The sequence below is a fragment of the Solwaraspora sp. WMMA2059 genome (genome assembly GCF_027497315.1).
Lineage (GTDB): Bacteria > Actinomycetota > Actinomycetes > Mycobacteriales > Micromonosporaceae > Micromonospora_E.
In genome coordinates, this window is the sequence record NZ_CP114908.1 from 4343293 (window position 1) to 4362726 (window position 19434).

Annotated in this window: 15 protein-coding genes; 5 read left to right on the forward strand and 10 right to left on the reverse strand. The window is 70.4% G+C overall.

Translation table 11 applies throughout. From position 1 onward, the window contains the following. Positions 1-40: 40 nt before the first annotated feature. Both O7553_RS19810 and O7553_RS19815 read left to right on the forward strand, forming a co-directional pair. Positions 41-232: a hypothetical protein gene (locus O7553_RS19810; protein ID WP_281551191.1), complete on the forward strand. Its 192-nt coding sequence runs from the start codon at positions 41-43 to the stop codon at positions 230-232. Positions 233-286: 54 nt separating this feature from the next. Next, complete coding sequence (locus O7553_RS19815; RefSeq protein ID WP_281551192.1) at positions 287-1333, forward strand: LacI family DNA-binding transcriptional regulator; 1047 nt, start codon at positions 287-289, stop codon at positions 1331-1333. A 146-nt stretch (positions 1334-1479) separates the two neighbouring features. On the opposite strand, the gene O7553_RS19820 is transcribed toward O7553_RS19815, so the two are convergent. The 6 genes from O7553_RS19820 to O7553_RS19845 are packed head-to-tail and all read right to left on the reverse strand — an operon-like array spanning position 1480 to position 6193. After that, entirely contained in the window at positions 1480-2796 is a 1317-nt protein-coding gene (locus tag O7553_RS19820; RefSeq protein ID WP_281551193.1) for a glycosyltransferase 87 family protein, read from the reverse strand. A 14-nt stretch (positions 2797-2810) separates the two neighbouring features. Next, the gene (locus O7553_RS19825) at positions 2811-4298 is read right to left on the reverse strand and encodes a glycosyltransferase family 4 protein (RefSeq protein ID WP_281551194.1); all 1488 of its coding nucleotides are present in this window, start codon (positions 4296-4298) and stop codon (positions 2811-2813) included. Next, a complete protein-coding gene (locus tag O7553_RS19830) occupies positions 4295-5137 on the reverse strand; it encodes a glycosyltransferase (protein WP_281551195.1) in 843 nt (280 codons plus the stop codon). Before O7553_RS19830 ends, O7553_RS19825 begins: the two co-directional genes overlap by 4 nt. After that, positions 5134-5595, reverse strand: coding sequence for a transglutaminase-like domain-containing protein (locus tag O7553_RS19835; RefSeq protein ID WP_281551196.1), 462 nt, complete (start codon positions 5593-5595; stop codon positions 5134-5136). Before O7553_RS19835 ends, O7553_RS19830 begins: the two co-directional genes overlap by 4 nt. 12 nt (positions 5596-5607) lie before the next feature. Further along, complete coding sequence (locus tag O7553_RS19840) at positions 5608-5844, reverse strand: hypothetical protein (protein ID WP_281551197.1); 237 nt, start codon at positions 5842-5844, stop codon at positions 5608-5610. Then, entirely contained in the window at positions 5819-6193 is a 375-nt protein-coding gene (locus O7553_RS19845) for a hypothetical protein (RefSeq protein WP_281551198.1), read from the reverse strand. The genes O7553_RS19840 and O7553_RS19845 overlap by 26 nt, the downstream gene beginning before the upstream one ends. Positions 6194-6296: 103 nt before the next feature. Here O7553_RS19845 and O7553_RS19850 point away from each other — a divergent pair, with 103 nt between their 5' ends. After that, positions 6297-7793 (forward strand): IS66 family transposase, encoded by a 1497-nt coding sequence (locus O7553_RS19850; RefSeq protein WP_281550504.1) that lies wholly within the window; start codon positions 6297-6299, stop codon positions 7791-7793. A 23-nt stretch (positions 7794-7816) separates the two neighbouring features. On the opposite strand, the gene O7553_RS19855 is transcribed toward O7553_RS19850, so the two are convergent. From O7553_RS19855 to O7553_RS19870, 4 genes are all read right to left on the reverse strand, one after another. Beyond that, positions 7817-8797, reverse strand: a complete 981-nt coding sequence (locus O7553_RS19855) for a transposase domain-containing protein (protein WP_281551199.1) — start codon at positions 8795-8797, stop codon at positions 7817-7819. An 858-nt stretch (positions 8798-9655) separates the two neighbouring features. Continuing rightward, on the reverse strand, positions 9656-10111 hold the full coding sequence (locus tag O7553_RS19860) for a hypothetical protein (RefSeq protein ID WP_281551200.1): 456 nt from the start codon (positions 10109-10111) through the stop codon (positions 9656-9658). 185 nt (positions 10112-10296) lie between these two features. Beyond that, positions 10297-10545, reverse strand: a complete 249-nt coding sequence (locus O7553_RS19865) for a hypothetical protein (RefSeq protein WP_281551201.1) — start codon at positions 10543-10545, stop codon at positions 10297-10299. A 139-nt stretch (positions 10546-10684) separates the two neighbouring features. Then, on the reverse strand, positions 10685-12094 hold the full coding sequence (locus O7553_RS19870) for a condensation domain-containing protein (RefSeq protein WP_281551202.1): 1410 nt from the start codon (positions 12092-12094) through the stop codon (positions 10685-10687). A gap of 183 nt (positions 12095-12277) precedes the next feature. Between O7553_RS19870 and O7553_RS19875 the strand changes: the two genes are divergently transcribed. Next, positions 12278-17887 (forward strand): non-ribosomal peptide synthetase/MFS transporter, encoded by a 5610-nt coding sequence (locus O7553_RS19875; protein WP_281551203.1) that lies wholly within the window; start codon positions 12278-12280, stop codon positions 17885-17887. After that, entirely contained in the window at positions 17884-19422 is a 1539-nt protein-coding gene (locus tag O7553_RS19880; protein WP_281551204.1) for an AMP-binding protein, read from the forward strand. Before O7553_RS19875 ends, O7553_RS19880 begins: the two co-directional genes overlap by 4 nt. Positions 19423-19434 lie beyond the last annotated feature (12 nt).

Below are 19434 nucleotides of genomic sequence, written 5' to 3' on the forward strand. Positions count from 1 at the left end.
CCGGTATAGAGGTTGACCGGTCAGCCGAGGGGTGATCATCATGGAAATGGCATCTGGCTTCGTCGGAGCAATCAACGAGGTTTCCCGCAACGTCAACAGCGCCCGCCCGGACGCGCCCGTCGTGCCGCACGTCGAACGCCCCCAGCGCACCCGGCTCGTCCGGCTTGCACTGGCCAAGGGCCTGCAGCGGGCGGCCCAGGCGATCGCCCCGGCCGAGCGCAGCCCTGCCTGATAACCTCGCCTCACCTCAGTAGGTGGACGAGAGGCGGTGGGCGTGGCCCCACGAGTGACGTTGCAGACCATCGCGGACCGGGTAGGCGTCAGCCGCATGACCGTCTCAAACGCTTTCTCCCGCCCGGACCAACTCTCCAGTACCCTGCGAGAGCGCATTCTTGCCGCCGCTCAGGAACTTGGCTATGTCGGCCCCGATCCTGCCGCACGCGCACTGGCCAAAGGCACAACCGGCGCGGTGGGTATTGTTCTCACCGAATCCCTCCGATTCGCATTCACCGATCTGGTGGCGACCAGCTTCCTCGGCGCGATCGCCGAGGAGCTGGCCCCCACCGGCCTCGCGCTCACCCTGCTGAGTTCCGCCAGCAGCGGCGGGATCATCCCGGCCCGTGACGTCGCCATCGACGGCGCGTTGGTCTACGCGTGTGATCCGACCTCACCCGCGGTCGACTGGCTGTCCCGCCGGCGACTTCCCCTGGTTTTCGTGGACCAGAAGCCTGTCGCGACCGTGACCTGCGTCAACGTGGACGACCGGGCAGGTGCCCGCGCCGCCGCGCAACACATCGTCGACCTGGGCCATCGCCGGGTCGGCTTTCTGCTGTCCGGGGCGCACGGCGAGCACGGACTCATCGAGGATCCCCTTTCGCTGGCAGATGGTTACCCCTCCCGACAACGGATGCTGGGATGGTTCGACGCCCTGGACGCCGCCGCGATCCGCCCGGTCGTGGCTCGTGAGCCCAGCGGCGGGATCGACGCCGTCCGCGCAGCCGCACGGCTGTTGTTGGACCGCGACGACCCGCCCACCGCCGTTCTGTGCTTCTCCGACGCCATCGCCTACGGGGTCATCCAGGAAGCGACCGCGCTGGGCATGCGTGTTCCCGGTGACGTCTCGGTAGTCGGCTTCGACGACAATCCCCTGGCCACCCAGATCCGGCCGACCCTCACCACGGTGCGCCAGGACGTCGTGCTGAAGGGGCGGGCGGCGGCGGAGGCGCTGCGGGTAGCCGTCGAGCAGGCCCGGACCGGCGCGGCAGCCGACCCGCGACACATCCTGCTCCCCACCGAACTGGTGGTCAGAGGCAGTACCGCGCCCGTCCGGTGAGTCCGGCACCCGCCAGGGCCACAAGCCGCGGGCACCCATGACGCCGGGCCGGCAGGCGCGCGAACATCGTGCCGGGCCATGCATTGCCGAACGCCGTACCGGGACGGCAACCTCGCCGTCCCGGTACGACCGCCTTGGTCCGTCCGTCATCTGGCCGATGCCGATACCAGTTCACGAAGCGGCGGCTCGACGGGTCGCGCCGCCGGCTCCGATGGGAAGTCGCGACGTACCCACATGGGACCGAGTATCAGCAGGGCAAGTCCGGTCAGTGGGAACATCGCGGCAACCACCTTCTGCCAGACGGCCAGCTCCATCGGTGACGGAGGCGATTCCGGAATGCCCAACAGGCTGAACACCCGGATGGTGAACACCAGCACCAACACCCCGGTCGCGACGGCGAGCCATGCCGAACGGGTCTGGTAAGCGCGGCAGGCCAGCCAGATGAGCAACGGGATCACGTACACCCAGTGGTGTTCCCAGCTCACCGGCGACACCAGCAGGCCGGTGACCGCCGCAGCCGAGAATCCCAGGAAGTCCGAACCACGCAGGTAGACGTACCTGGCCACCGCGAGCCCGAAGACCGCCACGCCGGCCAGGATCACCAGCCACCACCGAGCGAACTGCTCTCCCTCGAGTACCCGGGCCAACGCCCCGGACAACGACTGGTTCGGAGTGTCGAAGACACCACCGGCACGCGACGAGTGCAGCACCAACCCGCTCCAGTAGGTCAGCGAGTCCCTTGGCAGCACAGCGAAACCGGCCACCACCGTGCCGAGGAAGGCCCCCAGGGCGGTGCCGGCGGCCCGCCACTGCCGGGTGACGACGAGGTAGCCGATGAAGATCAGCGGGGTCACCTTCAGGCCGGCGGCGATGCCGATGCCCACACCACGCCAGCGACCGCCACCGCCCCGGAAGTCCAGCAGCACCAGGAGCAGCAGGAACATGTTGATCTGACCGGCGATCAGCTGAATCCGGACCGGCAGCAACCACGCGGCGAGGATCAGCACGACCACGGTGAGCACCCCGCGCACCCGTGCGTCCCGGACCCCGGCCACCTTCAGCGTCATCCAGACGACCGCGCCGAGGGCAACCAACGACGCGGTGTTCCACACCAGGCTCGCCGCCCCGATCGGCAGGTAGGACAAGGGCACGAAGAACAGCACCGCGGTCAACGGTGGATACAGGTACGGCATGGGACCGTACAGCGGCGACATGATGACCACGTCGTACAGCGAGGTGCCTTCACGCACCGCGAGACCGCTGGCAAGGTAGACCTTGAGGTCGACCGTCCAGCGCAGTGCCCAGTACGGGTCCCGGGTGAAGACGTACGAGGCCAGCAGGGCCAGCCCGAACGCAGTCACCAGCACCGCCGCCGCAGTGATGACGGCCGGGCGCGCCGTCGACCGCGAGTCGGTCGGACGAATGGCCGGACCCGGGTGGGGATCCACAGTTGCACTCTTCATGATCATCTCCATGCCTACGCCGGCTGGCGGCGGTAGACATCGAACTCGTCGTAGAACGGCACCAGGTCGAGCCGTCGCCACATGTCGCCTCGGTCGCTCTGGTGGCCCGCCAGCGCAGGCGGCAGTGGACGCGGACCGATCAGCAGGTCGTGGCGACCGGCGAGGCGAACACTGGCCCCGGTGACGCCGAGGCGCCTCAGCACCGCGACGGCGTCGACCTCGTCGCAACCGTTGAGCAGCAGCTCCACCACGCCATCGCAGACCACCACCTCGTCGGTGACCCGAAGTCCGGCGGTCGGTGCCGGCACACCGGCCGGCAGGCGTACCCGGGTGGTGATGTCCGAGCGGGCGGATCGACGTTGGGCCGGCCCGTACCGCCCGGCGTCGGCCATAACGATCTGGTGTTCGACCACCCGCGCGAGGAGTTGAGCAGTACGGTCCCAGCCGAACAGGCCCGCCCACACCCGACAGCACCGCGCCGTCAGATCGGCGTACCGCTGGTCGGAAAGGAGCCGCACGCCGCGCACGATCTCCGCGCCCAGCTGCTCCTGATCAGCCACGACGTACCCGGTCCGGCCGCCGAGCACGAAGTTGTCCGCCCCAGGTGTGTCCAGGACGAGGCACGGCACCCCGAGTGCGGCGGCGCGCAGCGGCTCGAATCCAGCAAGCTCGGCGGTCGCCGTCGACACGGTGAGCCAGGCGCGGGCGAGCCTGCGGTCTCGTTCCGACTGCGGTAGCCGGCCGGGGAGCGAGACCACCCTCTTCAGAGCTCCGTCGGCGATCATCCGCCGTAGTCGGGGTAGCTCCGGTCCGGTCCCGAGGACCTCCACCGTCAAGCCGGTCAGTTGGCCGGCAACCGCCGCCAGCGCCCGCAGAAACACATCGATCCGTCGGTCCGAGGCCAGGCGCGTGTCGATCACGATCAGCGGATCGGCCGACCGTGCACCGGAGGTGGCGCCAGGGTCGGTACCGGGCGGCACCACGAAGATCGGTCCACGGGCCCGGGCGTGCCGGCGCACCGCGTGCCGGGCCGCAGGAGACAGCGTGACGATCGCGTCGGCACCGCGCGGCGCACGCGTGGCCGGATACCACGAGAGGCGGCGTAGCGCCGACAGAGAGCTCGGTCGGGTGTCGTCCGGGCCTGGCGGCGGGTCCGTCACCACGGCCACTACGGGTGCTCGGCCGCCGGCCAGCACGCTCCCCCGTGGGTATCCGGTGGCGTCGACCACCGCATGTGCCCGGCGAACCAACTGCGTCAACACGGACGGCTGCCGCCATGACCTGATCCCGCTCCGGACCACCATCACGCCGTCGATCGGTTCTACGTCGGGCAGACCTGGCGCACGCTCCACGGCCCAGCTGACGGAGGCTCCCCAGCCAGCCCAACGCCGGGCGACCTGGTGCAGGTACCGTTCCTGTCCACCGGCATCGGGATGGCGCACGTCACGGTCGCTCACCACCAACAGCTGCCGATCCGCCAGGGTGAAGCTCCCCTTGTTCATCGCAGCTCCAGCCGGTACAGCCGCAGCAGGTCGGCGAAGGCAGCCGGACCGTCGTGCAGCGGGCGGAAGGTGGAGCGCTGGTCGTCGGTCCATGCCACCGCGATCTCAGCGATCCGACCCCCGCCCCGCCGAATCTGACGTAGGAGCTCCACGTCGAAGGCGAAGCCGTTGACCCGACAGCGCCGCAACGCGTGCTGCACCGCGATCCGGTCGAAGATCTTGAACCCACACTGAGTGTCGTGGACGCCCGGCACGAGCCGTCGGGCCAGGGCTCGGAACGCCGCTCCCCCGAGCCGGCGGCCGAGCGGCTGCGGCCGGACGAGCTGAGCACCAGGTGCGTGTCGGGAAGCGATCGCAGCCGTAGCTCCCGCGTCCAGCTCCGCCATCGCCCGATGCAACGTCTCGATCGGCGTCGACAGGTCCGCGTCGATGAAGCCGACGTAGCGAGAACGACTGCTCTCGATACCCCGGCGCACTGCGGAGCCCTTACCCGGCCGGGAGCACCCGGCCACGACGACCTCCACGGGGTCACGTGCCACCGTCGCGGTAGCTACCGGTTCGGCACTTCCGACCGCCACCGCGGCCGTGTCGTCGGTACTGCCGTTGTCGACCACCACGATCCGGCTCCGCCACGGACAGTCCGCCAGGAAGCCGGAGACCACCGCCAGGGTGGCGGGTAGCCGGGCGGCCTCGTTGAACGCCGGTACGACCAGTTCCAGGTCGACCGCGCTGCGCGCGTACGGCACGGACGGTTGCGCCAGCCAGTCGCTGTCCCGGCCGGCGGTGCCGGTAGCGACAAGGGTGGCGGTGCCGGGACCGCCCGAGGCCCGCGGCGTCATCCCGCACCTCCCGGTGATGTCGCGTCGGACACCAGCGAACCACGCGCGGTGGTGTGCTGGCTGGCGAACAGCCGGGGGTGCGCTTCGCGGATACCACCCACGACCATGTCGTAGGGAACATCGTCGAATTCGCCATGCGACTTGAGGAATTCCATATGTAGCCGCCCCTCGTTGTCGTACGGGTGGTACATGCTGTCGGCGCGGCCGTCGAAATCGAGGGGACGGATTCCGTAGAGCCGGCAGAGAATTTTGTTGAAAACCGGCGTCACGCGGACCCATTTACCCTCCAGGAACACGGTGGTCAGGCTGTGGAACGTGAAAACCTTGCCACCCATCAGCTCTTCGAGCCTGGGCGACGCAAGATGGTTTCGGACGTCTCCGTAGTAGATCCGACTCGGAACGCCGACGGATCGCATCACCGCCGCATACACGATCGACTTATGGACACAGAACCCCATGCCCCAATACCGTCAACTTAACGCGTCTGGCCTGGTCAGGACCCACAACCTGATCTTGGTGCGGGGTGGTAGGGGTTTCTTGTAGTCGTCTGTCTGGCGGGGGTAGCGGCGTCCGGGTTGGCGTTGTTGGCGGGCGAAGCTGCGGATGCGGGGCGTGGCCGGTAGGAGGTTGCGTTCGTCGGTGATCTCGTAGATGACGTCGGCGACCAGATCGGCCAGGTCGTCAGGGGGAAAAGGCCGCGTCGTCACTGACGTGACGCGCGGCTGCCTGCACGGTGCGGGTGAACGATATGCGGTCGGGGTCCAGGTCGGCGTGTTCGGCACCGGCGACGATCAGCGCGCGGATGGCCTGGTAGACGCAGAGCAATGCGTAGACCTCCTGGTAGACCAGGTCCGGGCGCCCGGACCGCAGGACGACCTCGGCGCCGCCGCGCAGCCGGGTCTCCACGTCACCGATCGCGGTCTCCAGGGTCCACCGCTCGTGGTAGAGCTCGGGGAAATCCCGCAGGGGGTAGGCGTCCGGGTCGAGCAGGGTGGTCACCAGGCAGAACAGTTCGCTGACCTCACGGTTGCCGTGCTCGTCCGGCTCGGATTCCACCGTAAACATTCAGGTGGTGCGCGAAGAGTGACGGTCAGCGCGGGTTGAGTGACGGGGTTCGACCGGCTCGACGCCGTTCTGTCCGTTGTGGTTTGATCTTGGCGTGTCGGTGTCGGAGGATCTGTCTCGTGAAGAGTTGATCTCGCTGGCACGGACGCAGGACGCTCGGATTGCTGAGCAGGACGCGCAGATCGCGGAGTTGACGGCGGCGTACGAGGCGCTCGCGGTGCGGCTGGCGCGGGTCGAGCATCTGTTGTCGCGGAACTCGTCGAACTCGTCGTCTCCGCCGTCGAAGGATGATGATCCGGGGCGTACGCCACCTGCGGCGAGGAAGAAGCGGGACACCCCGGCGGGTACGCGGGGTAGGCAGCGGGGTGCGCCGGGGTCGAACCTGGCCTGGTCGGATGCTCCTGATCAGCGGCGGGACCGGTTCCCCGAGGGTAGTTGCGGGTGCGGCGCGGAGTTGGTGGACGCGCGGGATCTGGGTGTGGTGGACCGGTATCAGCAGGTCGAGGTTCCGTTGATGACCGCGACGCTGACCCAGTACGACCAGCATGCGGTGCGGTGTGGGTGCGGGAAGCTGCACACCGCGGCCCGGCCGGAAGGCGCGGGGGCCGGTCCGGTGGGGTACGGCCCGAACCTGCAGGCGTGGGCGGTCTATCTGATGGTCGTGCATTTCATCCCGGTGCAGCGGTGTGTACAGATGCTTCGGTCGCTGACCGGTGCGACACCGTCGCCGGGGTTCGTGCACGGCGTGCTGACCCGGGTCGCGGCGCTGACCAGCGAGGTCGACAAACGGATCCGCATGTTGATCACCCTGGCGTACGCGGTGTGCTGTGACGAGACGCCGCTGCGGGTCGGGCCAAAGAAACCGAGGCCGGGCCGGAAGAAGGCCGAGAAGTACCTGCTCGTGGCGTGTACCGAGTTGTGGACTCACTACCAGGTCGGTGACCGGGACCTGGCCACGTTCACGGCGTTCGTGGTCAAGGACCTGACCGGCTCGGTGGTCGTGCACGACCGGTACCGGAACTACGACTCGGCCGAGTTGGGCACGCTGGTCCACCAACTGTGTTGCGCTCACCTGTTACGTGATCTTGACGGTGCGGCCGAGGTGTACCCCGACGCGGTCTGGCCGAAGCAGATCTCCGACGCGCTGCGCGCGCTGATCCACGAGACGAACACGGCCCGTGAGCAGAACCGGCCGGGCATCGACCCCACAGTGAAGGCCGAGTTGCTGTACCGGCTGCACCACGGCGTGCTGGTCGGACTGTCCGACACCAGCACCATCGGCAACCGGCCGGGTGAGCGTAAAGCCCGCCTGCTGTTGGAAGTCTTCCGGGACCGACGTGCCGACGTGCTGCGCTTCGTTGACGACCTGTTGGTGCCGCCGACGTCGAACCAGGCCGAACGGGACCTGCGACCGGCGAAGATCCAGCAGAAGATCTCCGGGCGGCTCACCAGCGAGCAACGCACCAAGGATCGGTACAAGATCCTCGGCTACGTCTCCAGCGCGGCGAAGAACGGCCTCGACAAAATGGCCGTCCTGCGCGACGCCATCCTCGGACGACCCTGGATGCCGAACCTACCCGCACCCACCTGACCCCCACCCCACCCAGGTCAACATCAGCCGGCGGCCACCAACCAACCGGCCATCACGCTATGCCACCACGCGGAATCCCAGCGCGCACCACCTGAATGTTTGCCTTCCACCGTGTACTCGATCACCCGGACGCTGATGCCGGGGATCTGCTCAGGGGGTACCTTCGTCTTGCGGCGGCGCAGCCGTCGTGCCTGTTGCGGGTCGGCGATCCTCGACACATACGAGCCGTCGGCCAGGACCTGCAGCACCGGCAGGTCCACCCCCGCCTTGACTCGCAGTACCGCGTGCGCGTTGGTGGCCACGATCGCGGTCAGGTCCTCGTACGACAGGAAGTTACGGTCGGCCACGACCACGTCCCCGGTTCCCAACCGTGGCCACAACGTGCGGGCCAGGTTCTGCTCCCCGGTGGCCAGCACGCCCACGGCGGCGCCTTGCAGGCAGCGGGTACCGACCTCGGCCAGCGCCACCACCCGGACCTGCGGATACCCCACCGGTCCGGCCGAGTTCGAGGGCATCCCGAAACGCGCCACGTTCTCCGGCGTCCGAGCCACATTCATGGTGAACCCGTCGGCGGCCAGCTTCCGCAACCCATGGAAGTACGCCCACGGCGCCGCGGCCGCGTCGGTCACCATCGGCCGCATCGAGGTCGCCAACACCCCCTGCATCGCCTCCGGCCCCAACCGCACCCTGGCCTTGGCCAGCGCCGCCACCGACGGCTGCATCCCCACCTGCCGCCGCATCCGGTACCGCCGGGCCCACGACAGCCCACCCAGCAGCTTGTTCCACACCTCCACGTACGCGCTGTCGAGAAACAACACGCACGCCATCACGTAGTACGCCATCAACCGAGCCGGCAGCAGCCGATGCCGCTGCTCCCGCGCATCCCACTCCTCGATCGCCAGATCCACCGACTCCGGCGGGAACGCCGCCGTCAACACCCCGACCCCCACCAGATCCGGCAACCGAACCCGCGACCCCGCCTTGACCTGACCAGCCCTCGCCACGAGCAGAGATCATAGACCGCCCCACACTAAGTTAACGGCATTGGCCTCAGCCCCATCCACAGCCCCCCGCACGGCTAGACGGTCAACTTACTAGAGTATTGCACGCCACGCCCAGTTCATCAACATCGGCAGACATAAATAAATCACCCGTCCACCGCGGATCGATCTGCGGTACGGACCACCCGGTCGAACAAGCAGGCCAACCGAAGTAAACTGCAGCCGCGCACAGGATCAACTTTGACCGACGCCAGCGCCCGATGCAATTCGTTTATACTTGACTTGACTTGAACCTATTCTGCGGAAAGTCCGGTTCCATCGGATCCGCGTGCCCCGGGGCGAGGTCACACCGGTCCGGACCGCTATGGACCCACGTCGAGGTGCGGCGCAGCTCACCATCGTCCAAGGCCACCACAGCACCTGCCGCCGCCACCGCTAACCTGCTCAGGCTCAGTGGCTCCCCTCACGCCGGCGAACCCGGTCGCGGTGGCCAATCAGGTCACCTGCGGAAGCCAACACGCGGCCCGTAGGCAACCACACCTACCGCGACCTGCCCCCATCCCCGCACAAACGTGGATGGGGGCAGGGCACTTCCGTGCCTCTGACGGGCCGCCCCGGGGAGCAGGCCACCGCGAGGCAGCCACTCGCAACGGTACGGCGACGCTGATCGCAGCCGGCACCATCGGGCGGCTACCGGTCCGTCACGCACCGGCACAGCCGCCTCGGTCAGGGTCACCTCGACACTCCACAGCAGCTTTTCGATCTGGACGCCGTCACCACCAGCGACACCCCGTCGGAGGCGTCCATGGAACCGACACCGCCAGGCGAAGCGGGCAGGCGCCGCATCCCAGCTCAACAGCTTCAACCGGTCATCGTCATGAGTTGTGCGGGCGCTACCGTTGGCGCCGGTCCGGATCCGCGTGGCGGCCACAGATTGTTAACGAAGCAGTACGGCGCGAGGGCGCTGGCCAGGTCGTGGCCCTGACCGGCGAAGGCTTGGGCCATCGCCACCGGGTCGTAGTAGGCATACCGGTGCGCGGACAGCGACGCCTGCCAGGTCCGGGCCAGCAGCTCGGCGAAGCCGCCCGGCCCCGCCGCTGCGGGTCTGTGCGAGAGGTTCAGGTGGCGCAAACTTATCTGATTGAGACTGGCGACCTCGGAGTCGTACCTGGCCCGGAACCGGTTGCCGGACATCGTCAAAAGCACGGTGGCGGTGCTGACCCGGCGCCGGACGGCGACCGGGAACGCCTCACCCCGGGAACCGGGCGAACTGGTCCAACCAGTAGCGTGCGGCGTGATCCGAGCGGGAACCCTCATGCTGCTCATGGGCCGCGACATCAACCAACTGCCAGGCGGCCGGCCTCGGGACCGCCCCGCGCAGTAGCAGCAGCCGCAGGTCACGTAGCACGATCTCGGCCGCGCGGTAGTTGACCGCAGCATGGTTGGTTGAACACCAACGCGATCTGGCGCACCCGGGGGGGCGATCTGGAACAGGCCGACCCTTAGGGCGCACTCGTCACGGTGGTCCACCGGGTCGGCGGCCAGTTCCGTCGCGGCCCGCGCGCCGTCGGGGTCGGCCCGCGACGGCGGTGCGGCGAACAGGCGTACCGGCAGCGTGCCGGTGGCCGCGACCACCTGGCCAAGTCGTCGCCGGCCGGCCGGAACCCGGTCCGCAGCGCAGCATGCCGCTCGACGAGCAGCCCGACCGCCCGGCTCAGCCGCTCGACGTCGGTGTCGACCCGGTCGGGCACCCGCAGGGTGCGGGGCAGGTGGGCATCGCCGGGGCGGCGTCGAAGGCAGCCCGGTCTGGCCAGGTGGCGCGTTGGCTCCAGGTCAGCGGTGCCACGGCGGCGGACGGCACGGCGACCCGGATACTGGGCGCCGGTCGGCTCAGCCGCGTCCGCCGGGCTGCCAGGGCCAGGGCACGTCCCGGTACGCGGCCTCGATGAGCAGCGCCTCCAGGTCACGCAGGTACGGCTCGATCGTCTCCGGCGCAAGGAACCGGGTGTCGACCGTGTAGGTGAGGCCGAGCGCCTCCGGCTCGTCCACCACGTGCAGCAGGCGGTGCCAGGAGGCGGCGTCCAGGCCGTCGATGAGAGTGAAGTGGCTGCCGTCTGCGGTCGCCCGCAACTGCTGCTCGGCTACCGGCGGCACGTCGTCCACCACGTCCCCGCCGGGCAGCCGGACGTCGTTGAAATAGTAGTGCGGCAGGAATGCGGTGGTGTAGTCGTAGCCGAGCTCCTCGAACCTCGTCCGCATCGCGACGGCGTCGTAGTAGGCGTGCAAATAGCCGTCTAGCGCGACCCGATAGATCCGTGGTAACAGCTCAAAGAATCCCGGCCGATCGGCGATGTCCAGCACGCAGAAGCCGATTTGACCGAGATTGGCGATCGCATTGACGTACTCGGGCCGGAAGCGGTTGTGCGACATGTTGAACAGTCCGCAGACCTGACGCCCGGTCGCTCCGGCGGACAGGGCGGTGGTAGCGGCGAGCAGCACCGTCGAGAAACTCACCCGATGCCGGGCGGCGACCATCCGGGCGGCGGTGGCGGCGGCCGACGAGACCAGTGTGCCCCGGTGCAGCCGTGGGGTGGCCGGCGGCGCCGGCTCGTCGAGCGAGACGTCGGCCAGCCGGCGGTACTGCCGGAGCCAGTACGCCACGGTACGGCCCGAGTGCCGCTGGTCCGGCCCGTGCTGGCGGCGGGCCACGTCCACCGACTGCAGCCCGGCCGGGGTGCCCAGGTCGCCCCGGAGCAGGATCAGCCGCAGGTCACGCAGCACCACCTCGACCGCGTACGCGTCCACGGTCGAGTGGCTGAAAACCAGCACCAGCTGGCGTACCACGCCGTCGACCCGCACCACGGCGAACCGCACCGGCCACTCCCGACCGTGGTCGAAGGCGACATCACCCAGCCGGCGGGTGAGCTCGGCGGCCGCCACGGCGCCGTCGCCGGTGCCCGCAACCACCAGGACCGGGACCTGCCCGGCCGCCGCGGTCTCCTGCCGCGACGTGCCGTCCGCCGTCCGGCATACCCGGGTACGCAGCCCGCCGTGCCGGCCGACTAGCACGCCGATTGCCCGCACCACGCTGGACAGGTCGGCCGGGGCCCGACGCGGCACCGCCAGCACCCGACGCAGGTTGAGGAACAGGTGCTGGGTCCTCGACAGGGCGGCGGCCCGCCACATGACCTGCTGCGCCCAGGTCATGTGGGCCACCTCAGTCCGACCACCGTGGAACTCCGCGTGGACCAACTCGTCCATGGCCCACTCGGCGGGCACGACGGCATCGACGAATCGCATTCCCGACGGTACGACGGCACGACATGCATCGAATCGATCATTCGTCCGTACCACAGTGCACTAAAAGTTGATTCCGCTGTGCCGACGACGGGGGTCAGGCTGATGGCTCACGTAGACGAATCAAAGGCAATCCGGGTGACGAATCTCGACGTACCAGCGCAGGATGTCCCGATCCAATCACAAGTGATTCAGCACCGAAAAGGGGAAAGTCCGGCACTGTCGTTCGGTCAGGAGCGGATCTGGTTCACCGAACAGCTGACGCCGGGTACCGCCGGCTACGTCGTGCACAGCACGGTACGGATGGGTGGACCGCTCGATGCCGACCTGCTGCGTGCCGCAGTGGATACCGCCGCGGCCCGCCACGACAGCCTGCGGATGCGGTTCACCGAGAACCTCGACGGCGAGCCGCAGGTCGAGGTGGTACCGCAGGTCACCGTACCGTTCACGGTGCTCGACGCCGACAACGAGGCACACGCCCGGGAGCTGGTCGACGCCGCCGTGCGGACCCCGTTCGACCTGGCCGTCGCACCGCTGCTGCGGGTGCTCCTGGTCCGGCTCGGCGATGACGACCAGGTGCTGCATGTGGGGATGCACCACATCGTCAGCGACGGCTGGTCGCTGAACCTGCTGCTGGCCGAGGTCGCCGCCCTCTACGGCGCGCTCACCGACGGTCTGCCGGTGCCGCCGGCACCGGCCATCGACTACGCCGACTACGCCGCCTGGCAGCGGGTACGCGGGGACGGGCCGGCCGTTCAGCGGGAGCTCACCTACTGGACCGGGGCGCTCGCCGGAGTGCCGCCGCTGCAGCTGCCGACCGACCGGCCCCGACCCGCCGTGCAGTCGTACGCCGGCGACGTGCACCGGTTCGGCTTCGACGCCGAGCTCACCGCGGCGCTGCGCCGGCTGAGCCGGGCCCACCGCAGCACCCTCTACATGACGCTGCTCACCGGCTGGCAGGCGACGTTGTTCCGGTACAGCGGGCAGCGGGACTTCGCCGTCGGATCACCGGTCGCCGGCCGGGTGGTGCCGGAGGTGGAGAACCTCGTCGGGCTGTTCGTCAACACGGTGGCGATCCGGGCCGACCTGTCCCGGGCACCGGCCAACGGCGCCGGCGGTGGCGGTGCCGGCGATCGCGGTGGTGCCAGCAGTGCCGGCGACGGCGGTGAGCCGGGCTTCGGTGAGCTGCTGCGCCGTACCCGGGGGCGGGTGCTACGGGCGCTGAGCCACCAGGAGGTCCCGTTCGAACGTCTGGTCAAGGAGCTCAACGTCGCCCGCGACGTCAGTCGGGCGCCGGTGTTCCAGGTGCTGTTCACCCTGCAGAACTACTCGCGGGCGCGGAGCAGCTGGCCGCGCGGGATCACCACCGGGGCGTTCGGCAGCGACACGGCGGCGGCCCGGTTCGACCTGTCGCTCTACGTCAGCGAGACCGGCGACGGGCTGCGGGCCATGCTGGTCTACAACACCGACCTGTTCGACGCCGCCACCGTGGCACGGCTCACCGGGCACTACCGGGCGTTGCTGCGCGCCGCGGTGGCCGACCCGGACCGGCCGGTGGTGGATCTGCCGCTGCTCGACGACGCACAGCAGCGGCAACTGACCGCGTTCAGCACCGGCCCGGTGCCCGGCACCGACCGGCCACGACCGGCCACTGCCGGGGCGGTCAACCTCGGCGACCTGGTCACCCGGCACGCCACGGCCACCCCGCAGGCACCCGCCGTGGTCCACGGCGACGACCTGATCAGCTACGCCGAGCTGGACCGACGCGCCAACCAGCTGGCCCACCAGCTGCGGGAGCAGGGTGTCGCGCCGGGCCACCTGGTCGGCGTCTGCCTGGACCAGTCGGTGCAGTTGGCGGTCGCGCTGCTCGCCGTACTGCGGGCCGGCGGGGCCTACCTGCCGCTCGATCCCGAGCAGCCACCCGCCCGGCTGCGGCTGATGCTCGCCGACGCCGCCCCGACGGTGGTGTTGACCAGCAGCGCGATCCGCGCCGAGCTGGGCGGCGACGCCGCCCAGGCGGCCCTCGCCGGGGCGACCTGCCTGGACCGGATCGCCCCGGTCGTCGCAAAGCAGCCGACCGGGCCGCCGGCAGGGGCGGCGGGCGGCGACGACCTGGCCTACGTCATCTACACGTCCGGCTCGACCGGCGTGCCCAAGGGGGTCGCGGTCGCCCACCGGCAGGTACTGAACTATCTGGACGGGGTCGCCGAGCGGTTCGACGTCGTGCCGGCCGGCCGGTACGCGCTGCTGCAGTCGCTGTCGTTCGACTTCAGCGTCACCGTGTTCTACCTGGCGTTGGCGACCGGCGGTTGCGTGCATCTGGTGCCGAGGCGATGCACCGGCGAGGAGCTCGCCGACGCGCTGCGCACCGGACGGATCGACTACCTGAAGATGACGCCGTCGCATCTGCGGGCGCTGGCCGCCGAGGTTGACACGGCGCGGCTGCTGCCCCGGCGGGCGCTGATCCTGGGCGGGGAGGCGGCCGACCTGGACTGGGCGGCGGACCTGGCCGGGCACGGCGTACCAGTGTTCAACCATTATGGACCGACTGAGGCCACCGTCGGGGTGACCACCTACCGGGTGTCGGCGCACGAGCGGGGGCCGGGCAGCGTGCCGATCGGCCGCCCACTGCCGTACGCCCGGGTGCACGTGCTCGACGCCCGGCTGCGGCCGGTGCCGGTCGGCGTACCGGGTGAGGTGTACCTGGGCGGCGACCGGCTGGCCCGCGGCTACCTGAACCGGCCCGGGCTGACCGGGCAGCGGTTCGTCCCGGACCCGTTCGGTCCGCCCGGCTCCCGGCTGTACCGCACCGGTGACCTCGGCGCGTGGCGTGCCGACGGCGAACTGCTCTTCCTGGGCCGCACCGACCACCAGGTCAAGATCCGCGGCTACCGGGTGGAGCTGGGTGAGGTGGAGGCGGCGCTGCGCGAGATTCCCGGGGTACGGCAGGCCGCCGTACTGCTGCGTGACGACCGGTTGGTCGGCTACCTGGAACGCGCCCCGCAGGACCCGGCACCGGAGACGGCGCACGGGCCGGAGCCGGCCGAGCTGCGCCGGCTGCTCGCCGACCGATTGCCGGACCACATGATCCCCAGTCGGTACTGCTGGCTGGACCGGCTGCCGCTGCAGGAGCACGGCAAGATCGACCGCAGGGCGCTGCCGGAACCGGGCGACGATCAACCCGCCCGCGAGTACGTCGAGCCGACCGGTCCGGTGCAGACGCTGATCGCCGCCGTCTGGCAGGCGGTGCTGCAGGTGCCCCGGGTCGGCGCCGACGACGACTTCTTCGAGCTGGGCGGGCATTCGCTGCTGGCCACCCAGGTGGTCGCCCGGCTGCGCCGGGAACTGCCGACGGTCCGCGTCGGCGACGGCGCGCCTCCGGCTGTCAGCGTGATGGACCTGTTCCGGCACCGCACCGTACGCGAACTCGCCGCCCTGCTGACCGACGGTGACACCGAGCGGGGTCGGCTGCTGCATGAGCTGACCGCACCGACCTCCGCCGCCGAGCGGGTCGCCACCCTGGTCTGTGTCCCGTACGGCGGCGGCAGCGCGGTGGTCTACCAGCCACTCGCCGACGCGCTGCCGGCCGGCTGGCGGCTGCTGTCGGTGGCGATGCCCGGGCACGACATCGGGCTGGCCGACGAGCCGGCACCGATCGACGAAGTCGCCGAAGGCGTGGTCGCGGAGATCCTGGACCGGGTCGACGGACCGCTGATCCTCTACGGCCACTGTGGGCCCGGCGGGGCGCTCGCCGTAGAGGTGGCCCGCCGGCTGGAACAGGCCGGGCGGGAGTTGACCGCGGTCTACCTCGGTGCGATCTTCCCGTTCGGCCGGCCGACCGGCGGGCTGCTCGGTCCGCTGCTGCGGCTGCGGTTGGTGGAGCGGGTCCGCAGCGACCGGATCTACCGCACCTGGTTGCAGGCGCAGGGCACGTCGATCGGTTCCCTCGACCCGGAAGAGGCGGCGTTCCTGATCCGGGCGATGCGTCACGACGCCCGGGTCAGCGAGGACTACTTCACCGCGCTGATGCGCGACCAGGTGACCCCGCTGCGCGCCCCGGTGATCTCGGTCGTCGGGGAACGCGACCGGGGCACCGACTTCCATGAGGAACGTTTCCAGGAGTGGCACTTCCTGTCCGACCGCACCGCGCTGGCGGTGATCGACGAGGCAGGGCACTACTTCCTCAAGTACCGGGCCGGCGAGCTGGCGGAGATCGTCACCGGCGTCCACCTCCGGCTCGCCGTACCGGCCGAACCAGACGTGCCACCCACCGACGATGCGGGGGTGGAAGACCCGGCGTGGCGGCTGCACGCGGTCTCCGACCGAGGCCCGGCCGCCGATCCGCCGGGGGCCCGGTCCGGACCGTCGGCACCGGACCGGGCGGCGACCGGACCGGACCGGGCAGGTGGGCCACAGCCCAGCCTGCGCCGGTTCGGTCTGGTCGCGGCCGGTCAGATCGTCACCACCACCGGCACCGCGTTGACCAACTTCGCCGTCCCACTGTGGATCTATCTGGAGACCGGTTCGCTGGCCCGGTTCGCCCTGTTCTCGATCGTCAGCCTGCTTCCCGGGCTGCTGATCGCCCCACTGGCCGGGGCGTTGATCGACCGGACGAGTCGCCGCCGGGTGCTACTGGCCGCCAGCGTCGCCGCTGGCGGCGCCAAGGCGGTGATGGCCGGGCTGCTGATCGCCGACCGGGCCGAGATCTGGCACTTCTACCTGCTCGTCGGCTGGCTGTCGGTGGCGTTGGCGTTCCAACGGCTGTCGTTCGTGTCGGCGGTGCCGCAGCTGGTGCCGAAACGCTTCCTCGGCCACGCCAACGGCCTTACCCAGACCGCAGTCGGGTTGACCCAGTTCATGGTGCCGCTGCTGGCGGTCGCGCTGCTGGAGGCGGTCGGACTGCGCGGCATCATGATCATTGACGTGGTGGCGTACGTTTTCGCCGTCACGGTGCTGATCGCGATCCGGTTCCCCCGCACGCTGGCGCTGCAGCGGCGAGAGAGCCTGGGGCAGGAGATTCTCAACGGACTGCGCTACTCGCTGCGCCGCCGGGAGTTCCGCGGCATGCTCGCCTTCTTCGCCGCCCTCAACCTGTTCCTGTTCCCGGTGCTGTTCCTGCTCTCCCCGCTGGTGCTGGGCTTCGCTGAGCTGGCCGAGGTGGCCCGGATCGCGCTCACCGGCGGGGTCGGCGCGGCCGTCGGCGGGCTGGTGATGCTGGTCTGGGGCGGCCCACGCCGCTACCGGATGCGGGCCGTGCTGATCGGCACGCTGGGCATCGCGGTGGCCTGCGCGGTGACCGGGCTACGCCCCAGCCTGCTGGTGATCGGTGCCGGGGCGTTCGGCATGTACTGCGCGCTCGGCCTGGTCAACGGCATCTACAACACGATCATCCAGATCAAGGTGCCGCCCCGGTTCCACGGTCGGGTTTTCGCGCTCAACCAGATGGTCGCCTGGTCGACGATGCCACTCGGCTGGGGGGTGATCGCCCCGCTGGCCACCAGCCTGATGGAGCCGCTGCTGATGCCGGACGGGGCGCTGGCCGGCACGGTCGGGCTGGTGATCGGGGTCGGTCCGGGCCGGGGCATCGCCCTGCTCTACATCGCCTTCGGCGTCTGCATCGCGCTGACCGCGATCGTCTCCATGCGTACCCGGGTGCTGTCCCGGTTCGACGACGAGGTGCCGGACGCCCCGCCGGACGACCTGGTCGGCATCGAGACCCGGCAGGCCCGGGTGGCGGCGTCCCCCGGCGGTGGACAGCGAGCCCAGCAACCGGCGTCCCCCGGCGGTGGCCGATGAGCCCAGCTACCGGTGTCCCCCGGCGGCCGGCCGCCGCGCCGGCCGCTCGGACCGTACCCGAACTGCTCGACTGGCGCTGCGCCCTGCACCCCGACCGGGTCGCCATTGAGGTCCACGGCGTGGGCCAGCTCACCTTCGCCGACTGGCGGGTCGGGTCGCTGGCGGTGGCCGCCGCGCTGCGACGGGCCGGGGTGACCCCCGGTGACCGGATCGCGCTGGTGTTCGCGGCGCGGGAGTGGACCGGCTACGCCGTGGCGTACTGCGCGGTGTTGCGGGCCGGTGCGGTCGCGGTGCCGCTGTCCGACCGTCTCGCCCCGGCCCAACTGGAGTACGCGGTGCGGCACTGCGCCGCCCGGCTGGTGCTGCACGGCCCGCTGACCGCTCCGGCCGGACCGGCGCCGGCCGTACCCGCCGGGGTCGCGCCACTGGCGCTCGCCGACCTGGTCGCCGACGGCACCGACGCGCCCGCTCCCCCGCCACGCCCCGGTGACCTGGCTCAGATCCTCTACACCTCGGGCACCACGGGCCGACCCAAGGGCGTCGGCGCCAGTCACGCCAACCTCGTGGCCGGGGCGCCGAACCACCCGCGCCGGCTGGCCCTGGCCCACTCGGAACGCTTCCTGCACGCCTTCCCGATCGGCACCAACGCCGGGCAGACCATGCTGTTCAACGCGTTGACCGCGAAGCCGGCCGCGCTGACCCTGCCCCGGTTCACCCCGGCGCGGTTCGCCCGCCTGGTGACCGCGCCCGGCACCGGCACCGTCTTCCTGGTCCCGTCGATGGCGATCGAACTGCTCGACTCCGGTGCCCTGCGGGCGCGGGACACCTCCGGCGTGATGCTGATCGGGTCGACGGCGGCGGCGCTCGCACCGGCGGTCGCCACCCGGCTGGCCGCGACGTTCCCGGCCGCGACGATCGTCAACTACTACTCGTCGACCGAGGCCGCCCCCGCCCAGACCGTGATGATCTTCGACCCGGCACGGCGGGCCGCCGTGGGCCGACCGGCAGACGGTCAGCTGATGATCGCCGACGAACAGGGCCGGCCGCTGCCGCCGGGCAGTGTCGGCGAGGTCTGGCTGCGCTGCCCGCATCCGCGCTCGTACTACCGCGACGGCCCGGCCACCGAGGCGACCTTCCGTCAGGGCTGGGTCCGGATGGGTGACCTCGGCCGGCTGGACGCCGACGGCTACCTGTACCTCGCCGACCGGCACCAGGACATGATCAAGTCCGGTGCCTTCAAGATCTCCTCACTGGAGGTGGAGGCCGCGCTGCACGAGCATCCCGCCGTCGGCGAGGCGGCCGCGGTCGCCGTCCCGCACCCCGTGCTCGGGTCGGCTGTCGGGGCGGTGCTGGTACCCCGCGCCGGGCATGCACCGCACGAACTCGCCCTGCCCGCGGTGCGTGCCTTCCTGTCCGACCGGCTCGCCGACTACCAACTGCCGGCCCGGGTGCTGGTCGTCGAGGCGCTGCCCCGCAACGAGGCCGGCAAGGTCCTCAAACGGGCGCTGGCCGCGCTGTTCGACCCGCCGGGCTGACCGCGGCTCCGA